The sequence below is a fragment of the Alkalihalobacterium alkalinitrilicum genome (assembly GCF_002019605.1).
GTDB lineage: Bacteria > Bacillota > Bacilli > Bacillales > Bacillaceae_F > Alkalihalobacterium > Alkalihalobacterium alkalinitrilicum.
The window spans coordinates 5,020,530-5,041,092 of the sequence record NZ_KV917368.1 but is presented as its reverse complement, the minus strand read 5'-3'; the positions used below and the strand labels follow the sequence as shown (position 1 = coordinate 5,041,092).

The following is a 20,563-nucleotide window of genomic DNA, read 5'->3' as shown; positions in this document are numbered from 1 at the left end:
CGGAAATTGATAGTACCGTAATTGAAATCAATTACGGTACTAAATACAAGTACAATATGTCTTATAAAGTTGAAACTTCAAACATAATCCGACTGATTTTTATAGAAACACAATTATCAATCACCTTGCACAAGTCATATGATATTCATCACAAAAAAGAGACGTCAGGACCATTCTGACATCTCATCATAAGTATATCTAACTACGTACTTATTTGTTTTCAATTTTTTTATTTCAACACATGGTCCAATCTCATAGCCATTATGCCAATTATCTTCAAGTTTTGCTTTTAAGCATCCAGCTTGAAATTTAGATTGAAATGTTTGCTTCCAATAAATCCAACGTGGCTGTTTTCCCATTACGTTTCCCTTGCCTTTCAACGATTTTTATTTATTTTATCCGAAAATACAATAAAAGTTTACTTTTTTTTTAAGAATTGGGATTTTTTTAACGTATTAAAACGAACGAGAAATAGGAGTTGGGAATTCGTAATGGTATCATCCTTAGACTACCTATTTAGCCAATTTTATCTTCTAGGTCACGTTTTTCTATTTCTTGTCGACCACGTTTTTCATCTCGGTCACGTAAACGGTGCGCAAGTCTTGCAGCAGCGCTCGCTGCAACGCTTGCTACTAAATCATCTAAGAACGTATGCGTCTTTTCCTTTCCCTCATCAAGATCCTTTATGATCCCATATTTTGCTTTATCCAAATAACCGAAAGTCGTAACCGCAATACTTCCAAATCCAAATACAGACCCGAGTGCAATTGTTTCATCTACACCAAATAGCCCTTCATCTGATTGAATGATAGATAATAACGGTTCAGATAACTGGCCTCTTTCCGCCAGCTCGTCCAATTCAATTCCAACTAAAATAGCATGTTGTATCTCACGCTTAAACAAAACAGCGTCTACACTTTCTAAACAATCCTCCATTGTTAGTTTGCTATAAAATTTCACTTGGAGTTCGTATACAATATTTGCGATATCTTCTAATGTTACGCCTCGTTCTTGTAATTTTGTTCGTGCAGCTTGTTCGACAACATTTGATGGAACTGGTACTTTCATTATGTCTCCCCCTTAAAAAGAACGTGTTGTAGAATTTGTTTAAGTTACGTATTAGCTAAAGTATTTAAACCAATACTCTTTTTCACCATTCCAGTATTAGTTCCTACACAATATCGCAATACTTTCGCAAATTCATTAATTGTCCTTACTATTATTTTAACTAAAATCTTCAAAGAAGTTTACCTATTTTAGAATTTTCATATAATTAAAAACAGACTCCTTCTTACCGAGTCCGTTTTCATTACATTACCTTTTAGTATAACTGTATATATTTAGAAGTTATATAACTTATTTCAATTCATTTAATTCGTGAATGACATATCTACACCATTTTTGATATTGTAATTTTTCTTTCCAAAGAATTGAAGCTTCATGGCCCATCTTTATTAACTCTTTTTTATCTAAATTATCCATCAGCTCATTAATATTACTAACTGTACAAATATAATAGCTAACTCGATCCCAATCAATGTACTTTTTAAATGGTCTTGTATCGATATCTCCAATAATCAATGGGACCACACCCAATTGCATTGATTCAAAAAATCGGTAAGAATTCACCCCTAACCCTCTAGGACAAAGCGATATATAAGATTCTAACAACTTATTAACAAAGAAAGTATCTCCTTTATTACCATTATACAAAAATATATCTTTACGATGTTTGAGTTTCATAAACATATCCATTCTAATTCGGTGTGTTCTAAGAGAACCTACGAAAGATGCGAGATATTTTTTTCGCGGAACTGAATTAGGAAGGCGATGAGGACTTGAAAGAAGTGGAACATCAATTGAATTGTGCTTTCGAGTTGTTGAGAATATCAATGTTTTATCAAGAGATATGAATGGCGCATCTTTGTGGTGACAAATCGTGAATGTCTTTTTATCATCAATAATAATATTATCTATATCATGTTTTAACTTTTTTAATCTATCTCTTTTTAGGCCATAACTTACCCATCTAGTCCAAAATATAGGTAGGTAATGCCAATCTGCTTCCTTTGGATCAAACACAAGTAAATCTCTTTCCTTATTTAAGTAATTTAAAAAATCTTCTTCGATATGATAATCCTTATTATGAAATGGGTATCTTTGGGTTGCTTTTCGTAATGGCTGCAGCCTATCTGGAACAGGTAATATATATATTTTAGTCAATTTTTTTCACTCCCTATAAAACACGTAAGTACCTTGACATTAACATAAAACATTAATATGTATTATTAGGTATACATGAAACTTGTTCCTTCTATCTTTTTAAAAGTTCGTTTTGAAACTGTATTTTCTGCATATATGTTAAAATAATAAAATCATCATGGTTGAAATTCTGGACAATTTGAAAGGTTGTAATGAAATGAAGCGACTATATGGAACAATTAGAGAAGAACAAATATACAGCAAATATTTAAAGAAAGAAATGCCCATCCTTATTTACTTACCACCAAATTACTCCCCTTTATACAGTTATCATTTGCTCATTGCTCAAGATGGAAGAGATTACTTTCAGCTTGGTCGAATAGCTCGGCAAGCCGAAGAAATGATTTCAAATAATGAAATTGAGGACGTTATCATTATTGGTATTCCTTATGATAATGTGAAAAATCGTAGGGAAATGTATCATCCAAAAGGTCAACTCTTTAATTCGTATCTTCGCTTCCTCGCTGAAGAACTTGTGCCATATGCAGAAGACCATTTTCAAACGTTTTCCCTCGCAGCAGGACGAACACTTATTGGCGATTCATTAGGAGGAACGGTTTCTTTATTAGCAGCCATGCATTATCCAAACACATTTGGTCAAGTCATATTGCAGTCTCCATACATCAATCAAAGCATTCTCGATCAGATGTCTACATTCGACAATCAACACCTTAAGATTTATCATGTAATAGGAAATGAAGAAACGAATGTAGAGACAACGAACGGTGTACGAAAAGACTTTCTAACGCCTAACCGGGACTTGAACCAGTTAATAGAAAATAGGGGAATGACGTATCATTATCATGAATTTGAAGGGGACCATCGCTGGACCTTTTGGCAACCAGATATTAAAAGTGCACTGCATTATATGTTAACAAAATAAAGTGGATTGTATAGGAGGATGATTTTTATGAAATATGGGATTGCAATATTTCCATCTAAGGCCTTACAAGACGAAGCAAATTCGTATCGAAAGCGATATGACTCGCATTATTCATTAATCCCTCCACATATAACGCTAAAAAATCCATTTGAGATCGAAGGAGAAAAACTCCAGCTTATAACAAACTATATTCGAACTGTGACTACATCGATTTCGCCTTTTACCATTCATATTTATAAAATTGACTCGTTCTATCCAAACACGAATAAGATCTTCTTTAAAATCCGTTCAAATTCGTCATTAGAAAAGCTGCATCAATTATTACATCAAGATATTCTTCATGAGGAACAATCTCAGAAATATACTCCTCACGTCACGATTGGGCAAGATTTAACGAATCAAGAGCATTTTGATGTACTAGGACAATTAAAAATGTATACGGTTAATTATGAAGAAACCATTGACCGAATACAGCTTCTATACCAATTAGAAAATGGATCTTGGTCTGTACATGAAACATTTCATTTAGGAAAGGATTGTTAAATTTGAAAGTTACTGTCGTTGAAAACAAAGAACAATTAAAAGACGCGTACTCTGTACGAACTACAGTATTTGTGGAGGAACAAAAAGTACCTGAAGAAGAAGAAATCGATCAATTTGAAGAAGACGCTATACACTTTGTAGTGTACGACGATAGTAAGCCTATTGGTGCTGGAAGATTAAGAGTTGTCGATGGTTACGGCAAAGTAGAGCGTATATGCATTTTAAATGAATATCGAAAAAAAAGGATCGGTAAACTATTAATGGATAAAATTGAAAGTGTCGGTCAAAGCGAAGGACTGACAAAATTTAAACTAAATGCACAAATCCAAGCCGAACCATTTTATAAATCACTCGGATACGAAACTGTTTCTGGTGAGTTTCTTGATGCTGGAATACCCCATGTTACGATGACAAAAGCAGAGTAAATATTCTTATAACCAACCAAAGCGCAGCTGCTGATCTCGCTAAGAGCAGCTGCGCTTTCTACTTTATATTATGCATTATGAACCATTGTGAACTATCGGGAGTTCTATCGTAAACGTCGTACCTTCATTTAGCTTACTATCGACGCTAATTGTACCTCCATGTTCTTTAACGATTTTGTAACAAATCATTAATCCAAGGCCATTTCCCTTTTCTTTAGTCGTATAAAAAGGTTTTCCTAAATGAACCGTTTTTTCTTCTTGTATGCCACACCCTTGATCCGTTATGCTGATACATACTTTATCGTTTTCTTGGAACGCGGTAACATGAATAACCCCTGCTTGACTCATCGACTCAATTGCATTTTTCATCATGTTGAGGAGGACCTGTTTAATTTGGTATTCTTCACCTTCTATGAATAACTCTTCAGTAATCGTCCGTTCAATCGTAATTCTTTTCTTAAAAGCTTCCGCTTCGACCAAAAATAACACATCATCGATAACGGAATAAATTTGAAGTTTTTTATACTTTTCCACACTCGGTTTTGACAACACCATAAATTCACTTGTGATTAACTCTATTCGGTTTACTTCAGATTCCATAATGTCAATGTATTTGTTGTGCTGTTCCATTTTCATAATTTGTAAGAATCCTTTGATAGCAGTTAATGGATTTCTTATCTCATGGGCAATACCTGCTGATAACTCACCCATAACAGAGAGTTTTTCGGATTGAATAAGTTGTTGTTCCGCTTCTTTTAATGTCGTAATATCTACACATGAACCTATTAATTCAGTCACTTCCCCGTGTTTAACAATTGGCTTAATTTTTACTAATAAATTGTAATTGTTATTTGTGGTATACTCAAAAGTTACTTTCTCTTTATTTCCCCACGATAAATCATATTGATTTACTAAATAATCCGCCATTTCTTTTGTAAATATTTCATATGGCGATTTTCCAACTATATCCTCAGGCTTTCTCCCTATTAACTGAACTAATTCACCAGCAAATACAGAATAAATGTATGCGCTTTCTTTTCTTAAGATCTTAAAAATTAGCCCTTGTTGATTTGAAATAATATTATGAAGTTCCTGCTTAGCTTCTAATAGTTGATGTTCATATCTCACTTTATCTTCTATTACCCTTGTAAAAGCCAATATCTCTAAAACTTCTCCTTCATCATTTCGAATAGCTTTAATTTTAGCTTCTAACCAAATATACTCGCCATGTTTTCGCTGATGTCTAAACGTCGTTTCAATCGTTTCCTTTCCTAATAATAATTGTTCATGATTTTTCATAGCGACTTCTAGTTCGTCTTCATGAATAAAATCAATAGGAAATTTATGTAGCAAATCAATACTCGTATAACCTAGAGTTTCAGTAAATGAGGGTGAAACATAGCGATATCTACCATCAGATGTATGAATAGATATCATATCTAGAGAGTTATCGATTAACCACTTATACTTATTTGTATATTCTGAATTTTTTAGTAGCATAGATTCATAGCTCCATGAATTTCCCATAAAGTCTCCCCTTTATTTATCTTTTTAACCCTTCATTAAGAGCAAATTGGCGAAGTCTTATTATACCTACTTTTCTTGAATTTTAATTAACCTAAGGCAAGAAGACGTCATTCTTATAGAAGAATATGCATAACATCTTAAAGACAACCATCTAAAGGTGGGATCAATAAATGAAAATTTTCACTGAATTTAAAGAGTTTGCGATGCGTGGCAATGTGATAGATATGAGCGTAGGTGTAATTATTGGCACCACGTTTGCTACAATTGTCCAATCGTTTGTTGATGACATCTTAATGCCGCCATTCGGGTTATTCATTGGTAAAGTTGATTTTTCTAACCTTTATATTAACCTTTCATCTAGCGAATACAGTACGTTAGCCGAAGCTAGAGATGCAGGTGTACCGACGCTAAACTATGGCATTTTTTTTAATCATGCCATTCATTTTTTCATTGTTGCATTTGTTCTATTTTTATTTGTTCGCCAAGTAAATCGACTAAGACGTCCTGAAGGTGATCCACTAGAACATATGAAACAAAAAATGTGCTCTTATTGTTACTCGAATATCCCTTTTAAAGCAACAAGATGTCCGAATTGCACTTCAGCGCTTATTGAAACTGAAGAAAAAGATCGTCAGAAAAAAGCAACAAAAATTACGATAAAAAAAAGAACGGGTTAACGTCTTTTCGTTTTACGAACGGGTACTGACTTGGTAGCAGGTTGATTTTTAATATATTTTAAATACTTTTTAAGTCTTCATCATCCTTTAATTTTTCAACTGTATTTAACCTGATTGCTAACTCTTGATTCGTATACAAAGCGTGAATTTGCTGATGACAAGGAAGACATAGTAAAACGGTCGGCAAGTTCACTCCACCTTCTTCTTTTGGAATTAAATGATGGACTGTGCGTTCAACCGCTTCTCGCTCACATAAAGTGAAACTTCATTCAGTGGGGGGGTCCTCATCCCCACTGAATGTTAGTTGAACATATGAATAAACCGTCGTCCTATATAATTCTCATGATGTCAGATTTTCTATTTTAACCCACTGAAACCGACAAAAATCAGCGATAAGCTGAGCTAATGGTGTCTACTTTTCTCGGGAAATAATTTTGATCCTCTATTTGTTTAAGTTCCATCTTCAATGCCCTCTTTTTATTTGATACATTCGAATGATCCCCATAAAAACAAAATTAATTCCAACAACTAGGCCGATAAAGGGTCCAAATAAAAATTGACTTTCGATCGTCAGTCCTAAATAAAAAAATATTCCTGCTCCTATTGTAACAATAATTCCAAGAATTAGGAAAGAAATCATCCACTTCCTACCTCCTTTATTCCTTTAGTGTTTCCAACAGTCTTCATTAAATGAAAAATGTAGGAAACTATTTTATGGAATTCTTATTGCGATGTTTTAGTCAGATAACTAAAGAACTCACCATTAACAAAAACAGACCTGAATTAGGCCTGCTGATCGAAAAAACTTCCTTTTTGAAGTAGGTCACTTTCTATACGTTTTCGTTTGCGATATAAGACACCATTTTTTCCTTCAAGACGTTCTTCTTTTTCGTATTGTTCTAAGAGGTCAGGTAATTGAATTTTTTGTACACGTTCTTTTCTTCTGATCGAAGCTTGTTTCACTTGCATTCGACTTCCGTAATGAACAGCCACAATATTATGATGTGGAGGTACATATCCCATATGTTCCTTCCCCCTTTTATTAAATAAACAGAATATTCTTAACTTTATGTTTTATTCGATACTTACCTAAACTATTCCTCTTTTCTTTATATTTTTCTCTTAGTTTTTACTGTTTCTTGTTTATTGTTTGTAGTTTTCCTTTATGTCGATTTGTGCTACAATGCTACTTTAGTTATTGCCCGTTCATTTTAAGGAGGAAGTGGAAGTGGAAGTCGCATATTGGAATGAACGTCTTGTTCAATTAACAAAAGTCGAACCTAGTCAGTACCAACAGCTTTACCGAGATAGTAAACGCGGAAAAGTCACTTGTGCACACTGTCGAGAAATCATAGCCTTTTCAGTTAGTATCGAACAACCTCCTCTTTTTGTTCACCCTCATGATGATACCGTTTGTCAAAAAGCGGTTCAGTCTCTTTTAGAACATGAGGACCAAATGAAATCGGTAGTAAATAAAACAACGGTTGGATTTCGGCTACCTGAAAGGCGCTCAATTACTAATGTTGCTACTAACTCACGATCTAAAATACAATGGAAAAAACCAGAAATCGTTTGCCGTATTTCATCTTTTGAGGAACAACGAGATGATCAACAAATCATTTCTGATCCTTATTATGATAAATTAGCTAAGCGAGGTTTTATGCTCGATCATTATCAATGGGAAGCCGTCAAATCTACCGATGGTCCTTTATTGATATTAGCTGGTGCTGGAAGTGGAAAAACAAGAGTGCTAACAGCACGGGCTGCTTATATGATGACCGAAAAACAGATACCAGCTAACCGCTTACTGTTAGTTACATTTACTGCTAAGGCAGCACGAGAAATGAAAGAACGGATGTTACAATATCCAAACCTTCATCCAAAGGACACAAGACAGCTTTTAGTAGGAACTTTCCACAGTATCTTTTACAAAATACTTTTGCACCATGATCCAAATCGGTGGCATCAAGAACGATTACTCAAATGGGAATGGCAAAAGGAAAAAATCGCCAAACAAATAGGCAGAGATTTAGGACTTGAGGAAAAAGAGTTCGCTTACGATCAGGCACTTACTCAAATCGGCTGGTGGAAAAATAATTTAATAGTTCCTGAAAAAGTCATACCGAAAGATCTGTTTGAAGAACGAACATTACATATATACAAGCAATATGAGTCAATCAAAGCAAACGAACAATTATTTGATTTTGATGATATGTTGATCGGCTGTTATCAGTTTCTAGCCGAGAACAGTAGTTTACTAGAAAAGTATCAAGAGCGGTTTTCCTATATTTCTGTAGATGAATTTCAAGACATTAACCTTGTTCAATATAAAATGGTTAGAATGTTGGCTGAGCCTCAAAATAATTTATGTGTTGTTGGTGATGACGATCAATCGATCTACTCGTTTAGAGGAAGTAACCCAGAGTATATTTTAAATTTCAAGACGGATTTCGCTACAACAAAAACCGTTATCCTTGCCAAAAATTATCGTTCGGTTCATTCGATCGTCAGTGCGGCAAGCCATGTTATATCAAAGAACAAGCACCGTTACGACAAAAAGCTCTCAGCCTTAACAAACAGTTCCTTCATGCCACTCATTTTTTTCCCGTATGATGAAGAACTTGAAGCTACGATGATTGTCGAAGATATGAAAAAAAGAATTTCCCAAGGCGCCAAACCTTCTGATTTTGCAATTCTTTATCGTACGAATGTTTCGACCCGTGCCTTGTTTGAACGTCTCGTTCATACGAGCTTGCCTTTCATCGTTGAACAAGAAGGCGATTCATTTTATCAACGAAAGACCGTTAAAAAGATTTTAGCGTATATGAAATTATCGATAAATCCAAATGATACCGAAGCGATGGGTGACCTTATCGGAGCATTATTTTTAAAACAAGAGGTGCTACGGGATTTAAAGGCACTAAGTATTATTGAAGATTGTTCATTAGTAGAAGCTTTGACTAAATTAACAAAGCTTGCACCTTTCCAGTTAAAAAAACTAAAGACGATTGTCCCCTTGTTTACGAAAATAGCCACATTAAAACCAGTAGAAGCCATCGACTTCATTGAAAAAGAGATGGGTTTAACTGATTACTTGAAAAAGCAAGGGAATGAAGGAAATACGATGGATAAAGGGTCTGATGACGTTAGAGATTTACGAGTTGCTGCTCAATCACATACGTCCGTTATCGAATTTCTTGATTATGTTGACCATATCATTCACAAACATAAAGAAATTGTTGCAAATAAGAATAGGGTAACAGGAGAAGCAATCCAATTAATGACGATCCACCGCTCTAAAGGCCTTGAATTTAACCACGTTTATGTTATTGGCGTAGTCGATGGTGGAATTCCACACGACTACGCTCTTGATGCATGGCGTGATGGTGACGATGAACCGATTGAAGAAGAACGAAGGCTGATGTATGTAGCAATGACCCGTGCCAAAGAAGCACTTTATATATCGGTACCATCCATGCGCCGCGGTAAAAAAGCGGTTCGGTCACGGTTTTTAAGATAAACAGAAATGGTGCCAGGTACCTTTATTAGACATATTAGACTAAAGGTGCCTGACACCGCACCGATGATTATCTTGTTTTTAGATATTTATCCAGCATGTTTAACAATATAGCACTTTTTTGAAAATCAAACTTTCGAGCAAATAATTTATTAGAGTATATTAATTTTTTGAAATCCTTAAAAGTTAATATCGCAGGTCTTGTTCTTTTCGACCAGTCAATATATTTTAAGTCATTACAAATTACTTTTTCTTTAAAGGAAGAATTCATAATAATCGTTTGAAAAAACATTTCATCTGAAAACTTATACACTTCATTTTTAAAAAAAGATATATAGTGAGGATTGGTATTAATAAATGACAAAATATATTCAAGGCATTTTTTTGATAAACACCACCATTGGGATCCGCCGTATACTCCATCGAAAGTAAGCATATATTCCCCCAAAAAATACGGATAATTTAGTCGATTCATTCCACCATTCTTCCAATTGTTATTAGGCAGTTTCTCGTAATGTATAAATTCATAGCCATTATTTTTTATTAAAAATTTTCGTATGGTCTCAGGGCTTTTTATTGGATAATCCTGTCCACTTAATAGGATTGCATAATCATATGTGATCTGGTTATTATTCAAGAATTTAATACACTCTAATGTCGCTTCTACTATACTAAAATGTCCCCAATAACATTTATGCCTTTTTGGAAAGTAAACATTTTCTGAAGTAGCAAATGTTTTTTGTATATCTTTGTACTCCGTTTCATTCGAACGTCCATCGTAATGAATAATAAAATAATCTTTATCGTTATAAATGGCTTTAATTAACCTTTCAAGTTGATGGGGGTTTTTATGAGCTAATATTAAATAGGCAATATTCATTCGATCTACCTCATAGCAGTATACACTACTTATTTTATATACTTCTTGAGTAATTTTGTTAGTAATAAAGGAGTTTTTATTAGAGGAAATAGGATTGAACATTTTTAAGTTTCATAACCTTCCTAGTCACAATACAACGAGCATTAACAGTTGTTGACCCTTTCAAAAAAATTGGAGGACTCAGGACTCATAAGTGTAAAGCTCCTCAATATATATACTAAATATCGTTAAGTGTATGGTGTGTTGCTATTGAGTCCCCCGAACAATTTACTTAGTCTTCGTCTTCATCATTGTCGTCTTCATCTTCGTCTTCGTCTTCGTCTTCGTCATCATCATCATCATCATCTTCATCTTCATCTTCGTCATCATCATCGTCATCATCTTCGTCATCTTCTTCATCTTCGTCGCCATCATTTTCGATTTTAAATTCCACTTCGGTACCATCTACAAATGTGATTTCTACATCTAGTTCAATGAAAGAATCATTGCCTAATGCCTTAAGAATTTTTTCGATTAATTGCTCTTCTGTCATATCAGATGAAATCGATAAATCATCCATAAAATTAGCATTTACAACACTTGCATTGTCAACCACTTCTTCACCATCACTTGATTTTTTATGAATGGTTAACTCCCCTACTTCACCATCAAATTCTAATTCATAAAAAGTTTCGTCTTGAAGTTCAAGTTCGATCGTTAATTCATGAAGTTCACTTTTCATATTTATCCTCCCTAGATGTATTCATTAATATTTTTAACACTTATATAAAGTATGTTAGGAATTAATATTGGTATAGGTATTTGATTAGATGATTTATATTTTTTTATCTATTAAAGAGCACTTAAATATAAACTTGATGAAGCTAACTCTCTGAGTCAGCTTCAAACAACCTATAAGATTTGTTGTATTAAGCATTTTTCCTACGTTTTTTTCGGCTTCTACTAAACTGCTTTACATTTGAAAATAGCTTGGCTGTCGCAATATCATTAACGGTTTCAACTACATGCCTTGGTTCTTCTTTTGGCTTTGCTTCTTCTTCTCGTTTCGCTAATAGCTGCTTTTCTATTCCTTCTAACATACTTTTTACGGTTTGTTGTAGTTCGTTCTCGTTATCATCTTCCACTTTATCCTCTGCATCTGCCAGTAATGACTCCATAAAAGGATTACTTTTTGTAAGTTCGTTAAATAAAATCGCTCTTATTTTTTCTTTTTTCGTTAACGGTCTTGTGACTTTTGCTTCCTCTACTTTGTCATCACTTGTGTCTTCTACTACACGTTCTGACACTACTTCTGTTATTAGTACTTCTTCTTCTACAGTTTCCACATCTGGTATGAATATGTCGTCTGTTTCCATTGCTTCTTCAGTACCTAGCACCACATCTTCGACTGACGGTTCGTTTAAGACTTCTGCGAAAACCGTTTCCTCCTTGACTTCCTCACTCGTAACTGTAAGATTGTTCTTAATCTTATATTCGATTTCATTCCATACCGATAAAATATCATCAGCTACACGTTTCCACGTATACTTACTTTCTGCAAGGCTCCGCCCGTACTCTCCCATTTTCTTTGCTAAAGTAGGGCTTGAAAGTAAATATGATAACCGATCCGCAAACTCTTGGGGATCTTCTGGATTTTTAATAACGATTCCATTTTCATTTTCCACAATTACTTCAGGATTCCCTCCCCTTGCAGTGGTTACAATCGGGCGCCCCGAAGCCATCGCTTCATAGTGTACACGAGCTAGCGGCTCTTGCCATTGCGAAGGACAAACAAAGATATCAGCAGCAGCAAACCAATTTTGGATTTCGTCTGGTGAAACGAAACCCGTCGTTATGACAGGAATAGGTAATCTATCAGCTAGTGCCCGAACATATGCTACATAATCCGTCACATCATTTTGGCTAAACCACTTACTACCGACAATAACTAAAGCAGCATCAGGATGCTTTTTCGCTAGCTTTGGCATTGCTTTAACTAAAATATCTGCTCCTTTATTTGCAGAAAGTCTTCCAGTAAATAATATGACTTTTTTATTTTGAAGATTATGTTCTTGTCTTATTTTATTACGCATTTTGCGAGCTTGTTCAGAATGCGGATGTGCGAAGCGATCGATGTCAACACCAGAATAGATCGTTTTTAGTTTTGGTTTTGCTTGAGGAAAAGGCTCAGCGATCGTTTGACCGATATAATCACTAACGGTAATAATTTTATCTAGTTGTTCTATCGCAATTGTTGCTTCTTCTTGATCAATTTTTTCAGGTTTAAACATATCGTTATGCATACTTAAAACGAGTCTAGACATAGGTGCCACAGCTCTTACACTTTTAACTAGTCGAGGTCGATTAAAAATGTGAATAATATCGAATGTATTCTCTTTTAAATACTCAATAACCCCCCTCTCATAAATTTCAAATAAACCACCTGGGATACGTACATACGATATATTTCGGATTTTTTCTTCATTTGGAAGATCTGGATCGTCCTTACCTAAAATAGTTAATTCGTATTGTTTTGATAACGATGAAGAAACACCTTCTATATACGTTTGTATCGCGCCACCTCTAATGGGGGGGACAGGAAGTTTCTCAGTACAGATCATTAGAACTTTCATTATCATTTCCCCTTTCCAACTTTTAACTAATTCCTCAATCGCAGGACCTTTTGTTTGGTCCGTATTAACAATTCGTCTATCCAAAATCTTGATGCGATAACTTTTTGAGCCATCTCTTCTATATTAGAAGGAACATATAACTCCTGTAGCTTTCCACTCACATCCCAAGGGGTGATTAGTTTTTCTTTCATTATTTCCCTCCAATTAGAAAAACAAAATTTATCGCCAGTAATGGACGAAAATCGATGTCTTTTCTATACTTTAATCCAAAAAAGTAAAACTTCTTAAAGTGCAAAAAAGAATACGATAACTACTACCTAGCTAGTAGTTATCGTATTCTCTGAAATAAATTAGGTATAGTTGATAGCCTTTTAATATCTAATTTTATAGTTCATCCAAGTAATCTTTATCATTATTCATCTTCTTTAATAATTTATAATAGTCTTTATGTGAGCCAATATCATAACGTTCTCCCGAAACCTCATACCCATAGCAGTTTCTTTCTTTTAACATCTCTTTTAAAGCATCAGTTAATTGAATTTCACCACCAACTCCTGGTTTCGTTTTCATTAGAAACGAAAAAATATCGGGATGTAAAACATACCGACCTACAACAGCTAGGTTGGAAGGTGGTGCAGTTTGAGGTTTTTCAACAATACCCACAACTTCATGTAATCGAGTTGAAATGTTTTTTTCCTTAATGACTCCATAATTTTTTAGCAACTCTTTTTTTACTTTTTGAACTCCAATTACATTACTATTAAACTTCTCATAAACTTTAATTAATTGCTTTAAACTCTGTTCTTTTTCAATAAACAGATCATCTGGAAGAAGAACCGCAAAAGGCTCCTCATTGATAAAGGGTTTTCCCAATTCCAACGCATCACCTAATCCCTTTGCATACGGCTGACGTACAAATTGTATATGTGCTTCTGGAACCGATAACTTTTCTAACAAGTGGTGTTTATTCGTTTCCGCTAAAAATGTTTCCAATTCAAGTGATCTATCAAAATAATCAATAATCATATTTTTATTTCTCGAGACGACAATTAGTATTTCCTCAATTCCTGAGGCTACAGCTTCTTCAACGACATAATGAATAGCTGGCTTTCCATTGATAGGAAACATTTCTTTTGGAAGAACTTTAGTTATCGGGAGACTTCTCGTTCCATATCCTGCAGCAGGAATAATGGCTTTTTTTATTTTCATATCGCTCCCCCTTTAAAACTTGTTCCTCTTACTAAGATATTCGTCCAAGTCTGAAAAGGAAGTTGTACTATAAAAAAGGGCAGAAGTCACAACCTTCTCAGTTTTAATAAGCATCCATAAAATGGCTAGTTTTGTTTGTCTGTTTTTAACGAGGTAACTATTCCAACCTTAACCATTTATTTGTGTAGTTTTGACTACACAAGATGCGATAACCCATCGTACGCAAAAAGGAGCACCTTATTTACAAGGCCCCCCTTCTAAATCCTCTTTAACCATTCAAGCGTTCATTTTTGCAATAAACCACGGATTAAACAAATTCTCTTTATTATAGCGAAGTGACTCTTCACTATCAGTATGAATAACCTTCCCACCTGAATGTTCAACAATGGCTTGCCCAGCTGCTGTATCCCATTCCATCGTTGGAGCAAACCTTGGATAAATATCCGCTTCTCCCTCAGCCACCTTGCAGAGCTTTAATGAACTTCCAATCGAGATAATATCTACTTCCCCTACTTTTTTCTTTAGTACATTGACATATTCTTTTGTCTCTTTGGACATATGTGATCGACTTGCAATCACTTTAGTGTTCTCTTTTTCTACGTTTAAAGGTAACCTATTAGCCAATTCAATTAGATCACGACCTGTTTTCAAATATTCCGAAACCTTTTCTAATTTAAACGATCCTACACCTTCTTTTGAAAAATAAACAGTATCTAAAACTGGAGCGTAAATCACCCCAAGCACAGGTTTTTCCTTTTCAATTAATGCAATATTTACAGTGAACTCACCATTTTTTTTAATAAATTCTTTTGTTCCATCTAAAGGATCAACTAACCATAAATACTCCCACATTTTTCTTTCTTCATAGGAAAGGTGTATTCCCTCTTCACTTAATATTGGGATTTCTGGATAAAGCGTAGTTAGCTCTTTCGTAATCACTTCATTTGATTTTTTATCTGCTATTGTTAAAGGAGAGTCGTCCTGTTTTGTTTGAACTTCAAAGTCTACCGTTTGATAGATTTCTAAAATACGATTTCCTGCTTTTATTGCTATATTAATAATTTCATGTAGTTTAATATTACCAACCATGTTTAAACCTCCTGCTTTTAGTTAATTTAGCGAAAACAAGTATGCCTATGTATTTTGATTCTCCACACAAAAAAGTTGCCCTAATAGGTCTAACTTTAGCATGAGTTCAAATCTAGTTTATAGCCTACACTAAATACCTAGTCATGCATACCGTATAGTAAGCTTCTTTAATTTTTTTGGAAAGGAGGAATAATTATGAAACCTAATAATCTCTCTAATAAAAAATTAGTGGAGATGTTTGTTTCAACTGTATTAAAACAAAATGACATTAGTCCAAAAAGTCAACTATCTAAAAAAGAAAAACAAGAAATTAAAAATTTCGCAAAAGACATTCATGATCTAATTAACGGGTTTTTAGTAAAGAAAAACAAGGTAAACATGGATGACTTCCATGAAAAGCAATCTGTAATAGGAAGTATACAAGATAAAAAACAAATATATAAAGATTTAAATGACACGAATACAATTAAAATATTTACAACTACCCAAAAAAGATAAATCAATATTAATCATCGATAATGATCCAAAAACTTTTTTGTATTTCAATTAACACGTCATACTTTAGAAATTTATAATCTTGTAAAGGATGTTGACCCTTAAGTCAACATCCTCATTTATAAATCAGGTTCCATTAAAGGGGAACTTGTTGAACTTGTAAAACTTTTAAGTGCATCTCAACAATCATTTTCTCTCGAACTGTTCTAAATACGTTACAGCCTGGTTTCCAATCTTCAGCAATATCAAGTTCAGTAACTCCTGCAAACTCTAACTGGCAGAACGGCATATTATTGAAAAATTCATATGTTGCGAACCCTTGTACTTTTGGATCCATACCCATGCCTTTTTTGTCATTAAATACAAGTTCATGAACTCCATTTTTAACACTTAATTGCTGATCATCAATGAAAGCACCAGCATCTTCTAATCTAACGACACAGTGAAACGGCACATCAACTGTATGGTGTTCTACAGCTCCAGAACAACTTGGAACATATTCAATATTCTTTCTTACAAAACCTGCTAAAAAGAGTTTTAAAACACCTGGTGAAAATGTGTTATCGTTATTGTTATTGTTATAAGGTTGAGCAAATTGAGATTGGACCAGTTTACACTGTGTTAAGTGAACATTTTTGCGAATACGTTTAATTTCTCTAGCTGCTTTAGGAAGTCTCTCAACAGATTCAATATCTACTTGAACCCACTCTTCTGCAATGACAATCGGTACTTTAGCATATCCTTGTGTTCCATTTTCGAATGGAAAACTTTCACAATTTAGTGTTTTAGCTTCATCTGCTGTTTTGCAGCTGCTTGCTTTATGAGTTTTTTTGAACTTACCTTTTGAGTAGCTCATACTTATCCACCTTTCTATTATTTTTGATTGTACAATATATAAAATGCAAAGGGGTGTTTGTTTGTAACAGGACAAGAGTCCAAATTCACTATCTTCACCTAAAATGAGGCATATACCCTTATTTAGTTATAAACTTATAAATAGATCTATCTTCTAGCCATAGATTGGATATATATGTAAAAAAACAAGCTTAAAAATCAAAGTGCCTGATACCTCAACCACGATATAGTGTTAATCTATATCATGCAATTATGAGGAAACAGACACTCGTGATGTAGTATTAAGTTCTTTGAGCTTTATTCCCACAACCACATCCGCCGCTTTTAGGTCGAATTTGTTTATTAGTAGAGGAATAGATATTATATGGTGAATGACTTTTATTTCCTTTTGAATGGCTCATATGAACATGACCACTAGTGTGGTATGACCCAGGAATTAGTCTTTTTTTATTCGGGTTCAAATAGATCCCTCCTCATTTAGGTTTTAGACAACATTAAACATTTCTATATTATTGTATGCATTCTCCATAAAAGGTGATTCCGCATCAGTTCCCCTTCAAAAAAAGAGGTAGCTCATGTGCTACCTCGCTTAAAAATACACCTATACTTATTTCTTTTACCTCTCCTCTTTACATGTACCAACAGAAAAACTTCAAATTATATTAATTCTAACTTTAATTTTATTACCTACACCAGAAATTAACCCGCATGCCTCAATTGGCGCCTCTTCTTTACAGTATTCAACTATTTGTTCATAGACTTGTTTTTTCATATAGTAAATACTGTTCTTATTCTTGTTGTTCATCCTGACTCTCAGTATGATTTACTTGGTGTTCAGTAGCGGGTTGATTAGCGGGTTTTTGTTGTTGTGAGCGTTTATTATTATTAAATGATAAAAAGGAATCGACTGTCGTTCGATTATAAGTTGGTAACGGTTTTGGATTCACTTTATTTTTAATTGAACTTTGGTCTCTTAAGTTACGTAAAAACCATGAGTTATTTACTGAATCATCAAATTGTCTTGCTACCATCTCTTCATTAGACACTTTTGATTGCTGATTTGCTTGTTGATTAATAGTATTTGACTGAGCTTTCGTTTCCATTTTGAAATTAGCATTTGAGTTTTGAAGAAGGTTAACTAAAAGTTTTTTATCTTCCAAGTATTCATTTCTTTGTTCTTTGGTACGAATTAATTCAGCTGTTTGTTTTTCTAATTGATGCTCTAATTTTTGATGTTCCTTTTTCAATTCTTTCAAACTTTTCTCTGCTTGGTTTAAAGCATCCTTATACTCTTTAATTTGCAAATCATTTTTCCTTTTTTCCTCATCCAACTTATAAAGTTTACTTTCCAGCGATTTATTATTTGCTTGAATTTGCTTTACTTCAGCTTGAAAGGCCTTATTTGCCTTAATGATACTTTCATATTCTTGAATAGAGTCTTTTTGCTGTTGCTTTACTTGATTAAATGCAGATATTTGCTTTTCTAATTCGTTATCTAAGCGATTATTTTCTTTTGTTTTTACTTTTAAGTCTGCTTGAATTTCACTAATTTCCTTTGTTAGATTTGTAATTTCTTGCTTCATTTCTTTATTCAAGCTTTCGTAGTACTTAACATGTTCATGAATACTATTATTTTGTTGATCAAGACGCTGAAGTTGACTGTTTAACGCTTCATTATCTCGTACTAATCTTTCGTTCTCATTAGTACTTTCTCGATAATGATCTTGTAAAGTTTTCAAATGACTAATTTGTTCTGCAAGTTCAGTTGCTTTTTGTGCAAGCTCTTGTTTAATTTCTTTGACTTCTGGCTGGGCTTCTTTATAATTTCTCAACTTAAGATCTAATGTAACATTATCCTCTTCTAACTGTTTTATTTGTTCAAGTAGCTGTTCTTGTTCCATAGAGTATTGATTCGTAACTTCATTAAGTTTTGTTATACTTTCTAATTGCTGCTCATAATCATATTGTAATTGTTCTTTTTCTTTCTTGAGTAATTCAACCTTCTCATTAAAACCTTGTTGATTTTCTTTAATTTTCCCCTCAAACTCTTCTACTTTCTCCTGAAGATCAATAATTTGATTTTTTAATACCTCTTTTTCAGACCTCTCACTTTCTATTTGTTGAATGGCATTTTCTTGATGTTGTTTAATACGCTGATTTTCTTCTTCTAATTGAGTAAATTCAGAAATTTTCTCCTCTAACTCTTGTTGTAACTTAGCGTAACGATTTGAAGCTTCTTCTAGTTCCTGAATTAATTTCAATTGGTCCTCATCTGTTTTTTCTTTATAAAGATTAACTTCTTCTTCCAGTTCGTTAATTAATGTTTCATAGTTTGTTACTTGTTCTTCATAGGTCAATTTTTCAGCTTTAAAATGTGCTAACTCTTCGTTAATATCTTGTATTTCTTGATGTAAATCATTAATCATTGTTTCTTGGTCTTGGAGTTGATTGTTTGCTTGTTCTAATTGATGAATTAGCTCTACTTGTTTCTGGTCTGTTGCTTCGTTTAACGTTTGAATGGTTTTGTCCTTTTCTTCAATGATGGCCTGGGAGTTTTTAATTTCATCGTTCAAATGTTGGAATTGTTGATCATAATTTTCTTTTTCTAAATAATAACTTTGTAATTCCTCATCTAACTTTATTTGCTCAGTTATTTTCTCCTTAAGTTCCTGCTGGATTTGTTGCTTCTCCTTCGTAACTTCCTCTAATTCCTCAATAACAGTGAGTTGGTCAACGTCAATTTTTTCTTTAAGAAGTGTAATTTCATCCCGAAGCTGCTTGTTTACTTCTATATACTTAGATATTTCCTCGTCATAGAATTGTTGTTTTTCTTCTAAACTTTCTAGTTGTTGAATAACCACTTCATTTTCATTAATAAGTGCCTCTTTTTCCTGTATATAATCATTTTTCAAATGCTCAATATTATTTAACGCATTAGTTTGCTCATCTAAAGCTAATTGCAGTTCTTTTTTTTCATTTTTTAGAAGGACTATCTCCTCTAATAAAGGTTGCTGACCTTGGTTAATTATAGCTTGGAGTTCTTCAATCTGTTCTTTCATTTGAATTTTTTCTTCTTCATAATCACAAACAGTTTGCTCTAGATCTACCTTTACTTTACCTATATCCTCAAGTCGGGATAACAGGGCTAATTTCTCACTATAAAACTCCCGATTTTCCTCTGTAGTTTCGTTTAATTGAGAGATCTTTTCTTTAAATGCATGCTGTAATTCAATCTTTTCCTTTTTAAGCTTTTCAACCAAACGTTCATACCTTTCCTCGTTAATTTGGTAGCGTGCCAATTCTGACTTTAAGTGCAATAACATTTGCTTTTGTTGAATGTTATTGAACTCACTTTTTGTTTGACGGCTCAAAACAATCTCTCCTTTCAAATAAAACTGAATATCCGTTTATCAAAAGTGAACAAAACAAATGATTTTTATAGGCAAATATTATCCATCTGTACTATGTATATGGGCAAATGCTTAATTGTTTCTTTATAACTCAAAAAAAATTAGATTAATATCATTTAACTTGTGCATGTACCCAAACCAAACATTCGGGCTAACATACTATACAGTGTGGTATAAAC

The 20,563-nt window shown here is 33.7% G+C and carries 20 protein-coding genes and 1 pseudogene; 6 read left to right on the top strand and 15 right to left on the bottom strand.

Annotated features, from left to right (window positions below):
* Window positions 1-164: 164 nt before the first annotated feature.
* From BK574_RS24325 to BK574_RS24315, 3 genes are all read right to left on the bottom strand, one after another.
* On the bottom strand, window positions 165-359 hold the full coding sequence (locus BK574_RS24325) for a hypothetical protein (RefSeq protein WP_075387739.1): 195 nt from the start codon (window positions 357-359) through the stop codon (window positions 165-167).
* A gap of 157 nt (window positions 360-516) precedes the next feature.
* A complete protein-coding gene (locus BK574_RS24320; protein ID WP_078430432.1) occupies window positions 517-1,068 on the bottom strand; it encodes a phosphatidylglycerophosphatase A family protein in 552 nt (183 codons plus the stop codon).
* A gap of 288 nt (window positions 1,069-1,356) precedes the next feature.
* On the bottom strand, window positions 1,357-2,223 hold the full coding sequence (locus BK574_RS24315; RefSeq protein ID WP_078430431.1) for an exostosin domain-containing protein: 867 nt from the start codon (window positions 2,221-2,223) through the stop codon (window positions 1,357-1,359).
* 196 nt (window positions 2,224-2,419) lie between these two features.
* On the opposite strand from BK574_RS24315, the gene BK574_RS24310 reads away from it, so the two are divergent.
* The 3 genes from BK574_RS24310 to BK574_RS24300 are packed head-to-tail and all read left to right on the top strand — an operon-like array spanning window position 2,420 to window position 4,113.
* Window positions 2,420-3,145, top strand: a complete 726-nt coding sequence (locus tag BK574_RS24310; RefSeq protein ID WP_078430430.1) for an alpha/beta hydrolase — start codon at window positions 2,420-2,422, stop codon at window positions 3,143-3,145.
* A gap of 27 nt (window positions 3,146-3,172) precedes the next feature.
* A complete protein-coding gene (locus tag BK574_RS24305; protein WP_078430429.1) occupies window positions 3,173-3,688 on the top strand; it encodes a YjcG family protein in 516 nt (171 codons plus the stop codon).
* 2 nt (window positions 3,689-3,690) lie between these two features.
* Window positions 3,691-4,113, top strand: a complete 423-nt coding sequence (locus tag BK574_RS24300; protein WP_078430428.1) for a GNAT family N-acetyltransferase — start codon at window positions 3,691-3,693, stop codon at window positions 4,111-4,113.
* Window positions 4,114-4,188: 75 nt separating this feature from the next.
* Here BK574_RS24300 and BK574_RS24295 read toward each other — a convergent pair whose 3' ends face one another.
* Window positions 4,189-5,640, bottom strand: coding sequence for an ATP-binding protein (locus BK574_RS24295; protein ID WP_078430427.1), 1,452 nt, complete (start codon window positions 5,638-5,640; stop codon window positions 4,189-4,191).
* Between the two features lie 176 nt (window positions 5,641-5,816).
* Between BK574_RS24295 and mscL the strand changes: the two genes are divergently transcribed.
* On the top strand, window positions 5,817-6,317 hold the full coding sequence (mscL, locus tag BK574_RS24290) for a large conductance mechanosensitive channel protein MscL (RefSeq protein WP_142248102.1): 501 nt from the start codon (window positions 5,817-5,819) through the stop codon (window positions 6,315-6,317).
* Here the strand turns inward: mscL and BK574_RS24285 are convergent.
* The 3 genes and pseudogenes from BK574_RS24285 to BK574_RS24280 all read right to left on the bottom strand — a co-directional run.
* A pseudogene (locus BK574_RS24285) lies at window positions 6,314-6,573 on the bottom strand (HNH endonuclease signature motif containing protein); the annotation flags it as partial. The gene mscL and the pseudogene BK574_RS24285 sit on opposite strands and share 4 nt — an antisense overlap.
* Window positions 6,574-6,780: 207 nt before the next feature.
* The gene (locus BK574_RS27760; RefSeq protein WP_158211754.1) at window positions 6,781-6,957 is read right to left on the bottom strand and encodes a hypothetical protein; all 177 of its coding nucleotides are present in this window, start codon (window positions 6,955-6,957) and stop codon (window positions 6,781-6,783) included.
* A gap of 143 nt (window positions 6,958-7,100) precedes the next feature.
* The gene (locus BK574_RS24280; RefSeq protein WP_078430425.1) at window positions 7,101-7,340 is read right to left on the bottom strand and encodes a hypothetical protein; all 240 of its coding nucleotides are present in this window, start codon (window positions 7,338-7,340) and stop codon (window positions 7,101-7,103) included.
* Between the two features lie 205 nt (window positions 7,341-7,545).
* Between BK574_RS24280 and BK574_RS24275 the strand changes: the two genes are divergently transcribed.
* Entirely contained in the window at window positions 7,546-9,837 is a 2,292-nt protein-coding gene (locus BK574_RS24275; protein WP_078430424.1) for an ATP-dependent helicase, read from the top strand.
* A 67-nt stretch (window positions 9,838-9,904) separates the two neighbouring features.
* Here the strand turns inward: BK574_RS24275 and BK574_RS24270 are convergent, their stop codons facing one another.
* The 6 genes from BK574_RS24270 to cysQ form a co-directional block, all read right to left on the bottom strand.
* Entirely contained in the window at window positions 9,905-10,714 is an 810-nt protein-coding gene (locus BK574_RS24270; protein WP_158211753.1) for a beta-1,6-N-acetylglucosaminyltransferase, read from the bottom strand.
* 271 nt (window positions 10,715-10,985) lie between these two features.
* On the bottom strand, window positions 10,986-11,435 hold the full coding sequence (locus tag BK574_RS28015; protein WP_158211752.1) for a hypothetical protein: 450 nt from the start codon (window positions 11,433-11,435) through the stop codon (window positions 10,986-10,988).
* Window positions 11,436-11,622: 187 nt separating this feature from the next.
* Window positions 11,623-13,326 carry a glycosyltransferase family 4 protein gene (locus BK574_RS24260; protein ID WP_078430422.1) on the bottom strand — a complete coding sequence of 568 codons (1,704 nt, stop codon included), beginning with the start codon at window positions 13,324-13,326 and terminating at the stop codon, window positions 11,623-11,625.
* 26 nt (window positions 13,327-13,352) lie between these two features.
* Window positions 13,353-13,517 (bottom strand): hypothetical protein, encoded by a 165-nt coding sequence (locus BK574_RS27750; protein ID WP_158211751.1) that lies wholly within the window; start codon window positions 13,515-13,517, stop codon window positions 13,353-13,355.
* Between the two features lie 193 nt (window positions 13,518-13,710).
* A complete protein-coding gene (gene galU, locus BK574_RS24255; RefSeq protein WP_078430421.1) occupies window positions 13,711-14,535 on the bottom strand; it encodes a UTP--glucose-1-phosphate uridylyltransferase GalU in 825 nt (274 codons plus the stop codon).
* Between the two features lie 276 nt (window positions 14,536-14,811).
* Complete coding sequence (gene cysQ / locus BK574_RS24250) at window positions 14,812-15,624, bottom strand: 3'(2'),5'-bisphosphate nucleotidase CysQ (protein WP_078430420.1); 813 nt, start codon at window positions 15,622-15,624, stop codon at window positions 14,812-14,814.
* A 195-nt stretch (window positions 15,625-15,819) separates the two neighbouring features.
* Here cysQ and BK574_RS24245 point away from each other — a divergent pair, with 195 nt between their 5' ends.
* Window positions 15,820-16,122 carry a hypothetical protein gene (locus BK574_RS24245; RefSeq protein ID WP_078430419.1) on the top strand — a complete coding sequence of 101 codons (303 nt, stop codon included), beginning with the start codon at window positions 15,820-15,822 and terminating at the stop codon, window positions 16,120-16,122.
* A 133-nt stretch (window positions 16,123-16,255) separates the two neighbouring features.
* On the opposite strand, the gene BK574_RS24240 is transcribed toward BK574_RS24245, so the two are convergent.
* Together BK574_RS24240 and BK574_RS24230 are read right to left on the bottom strand one after the other, a co-directional pair.
* Complete coding sequence (locus BK574_RS24240) at window positions 16,256-17,050, bottom strand: CsxC family protein (RefSeq protein WP_476559211.1); 795 nt, start codon at window positions 17,048-17,050, stop codon at window positions 16,256-16,258.
* A gap of 712 nt (window positions 17,051-17,762) precedes the next feature.
* Window positions 17,763-20,345, bottom strand: coding sequence for a hypothetical protein (locus tag BK574_RS24230; protein ID WP_078430416.1), 2,583 nt, complete (start codon window positions 20,343-20,345; stop codon window positions 17,763-17,765).
* Window positions 20,346-20,563 lie beyond the last annotated feature (218 nt).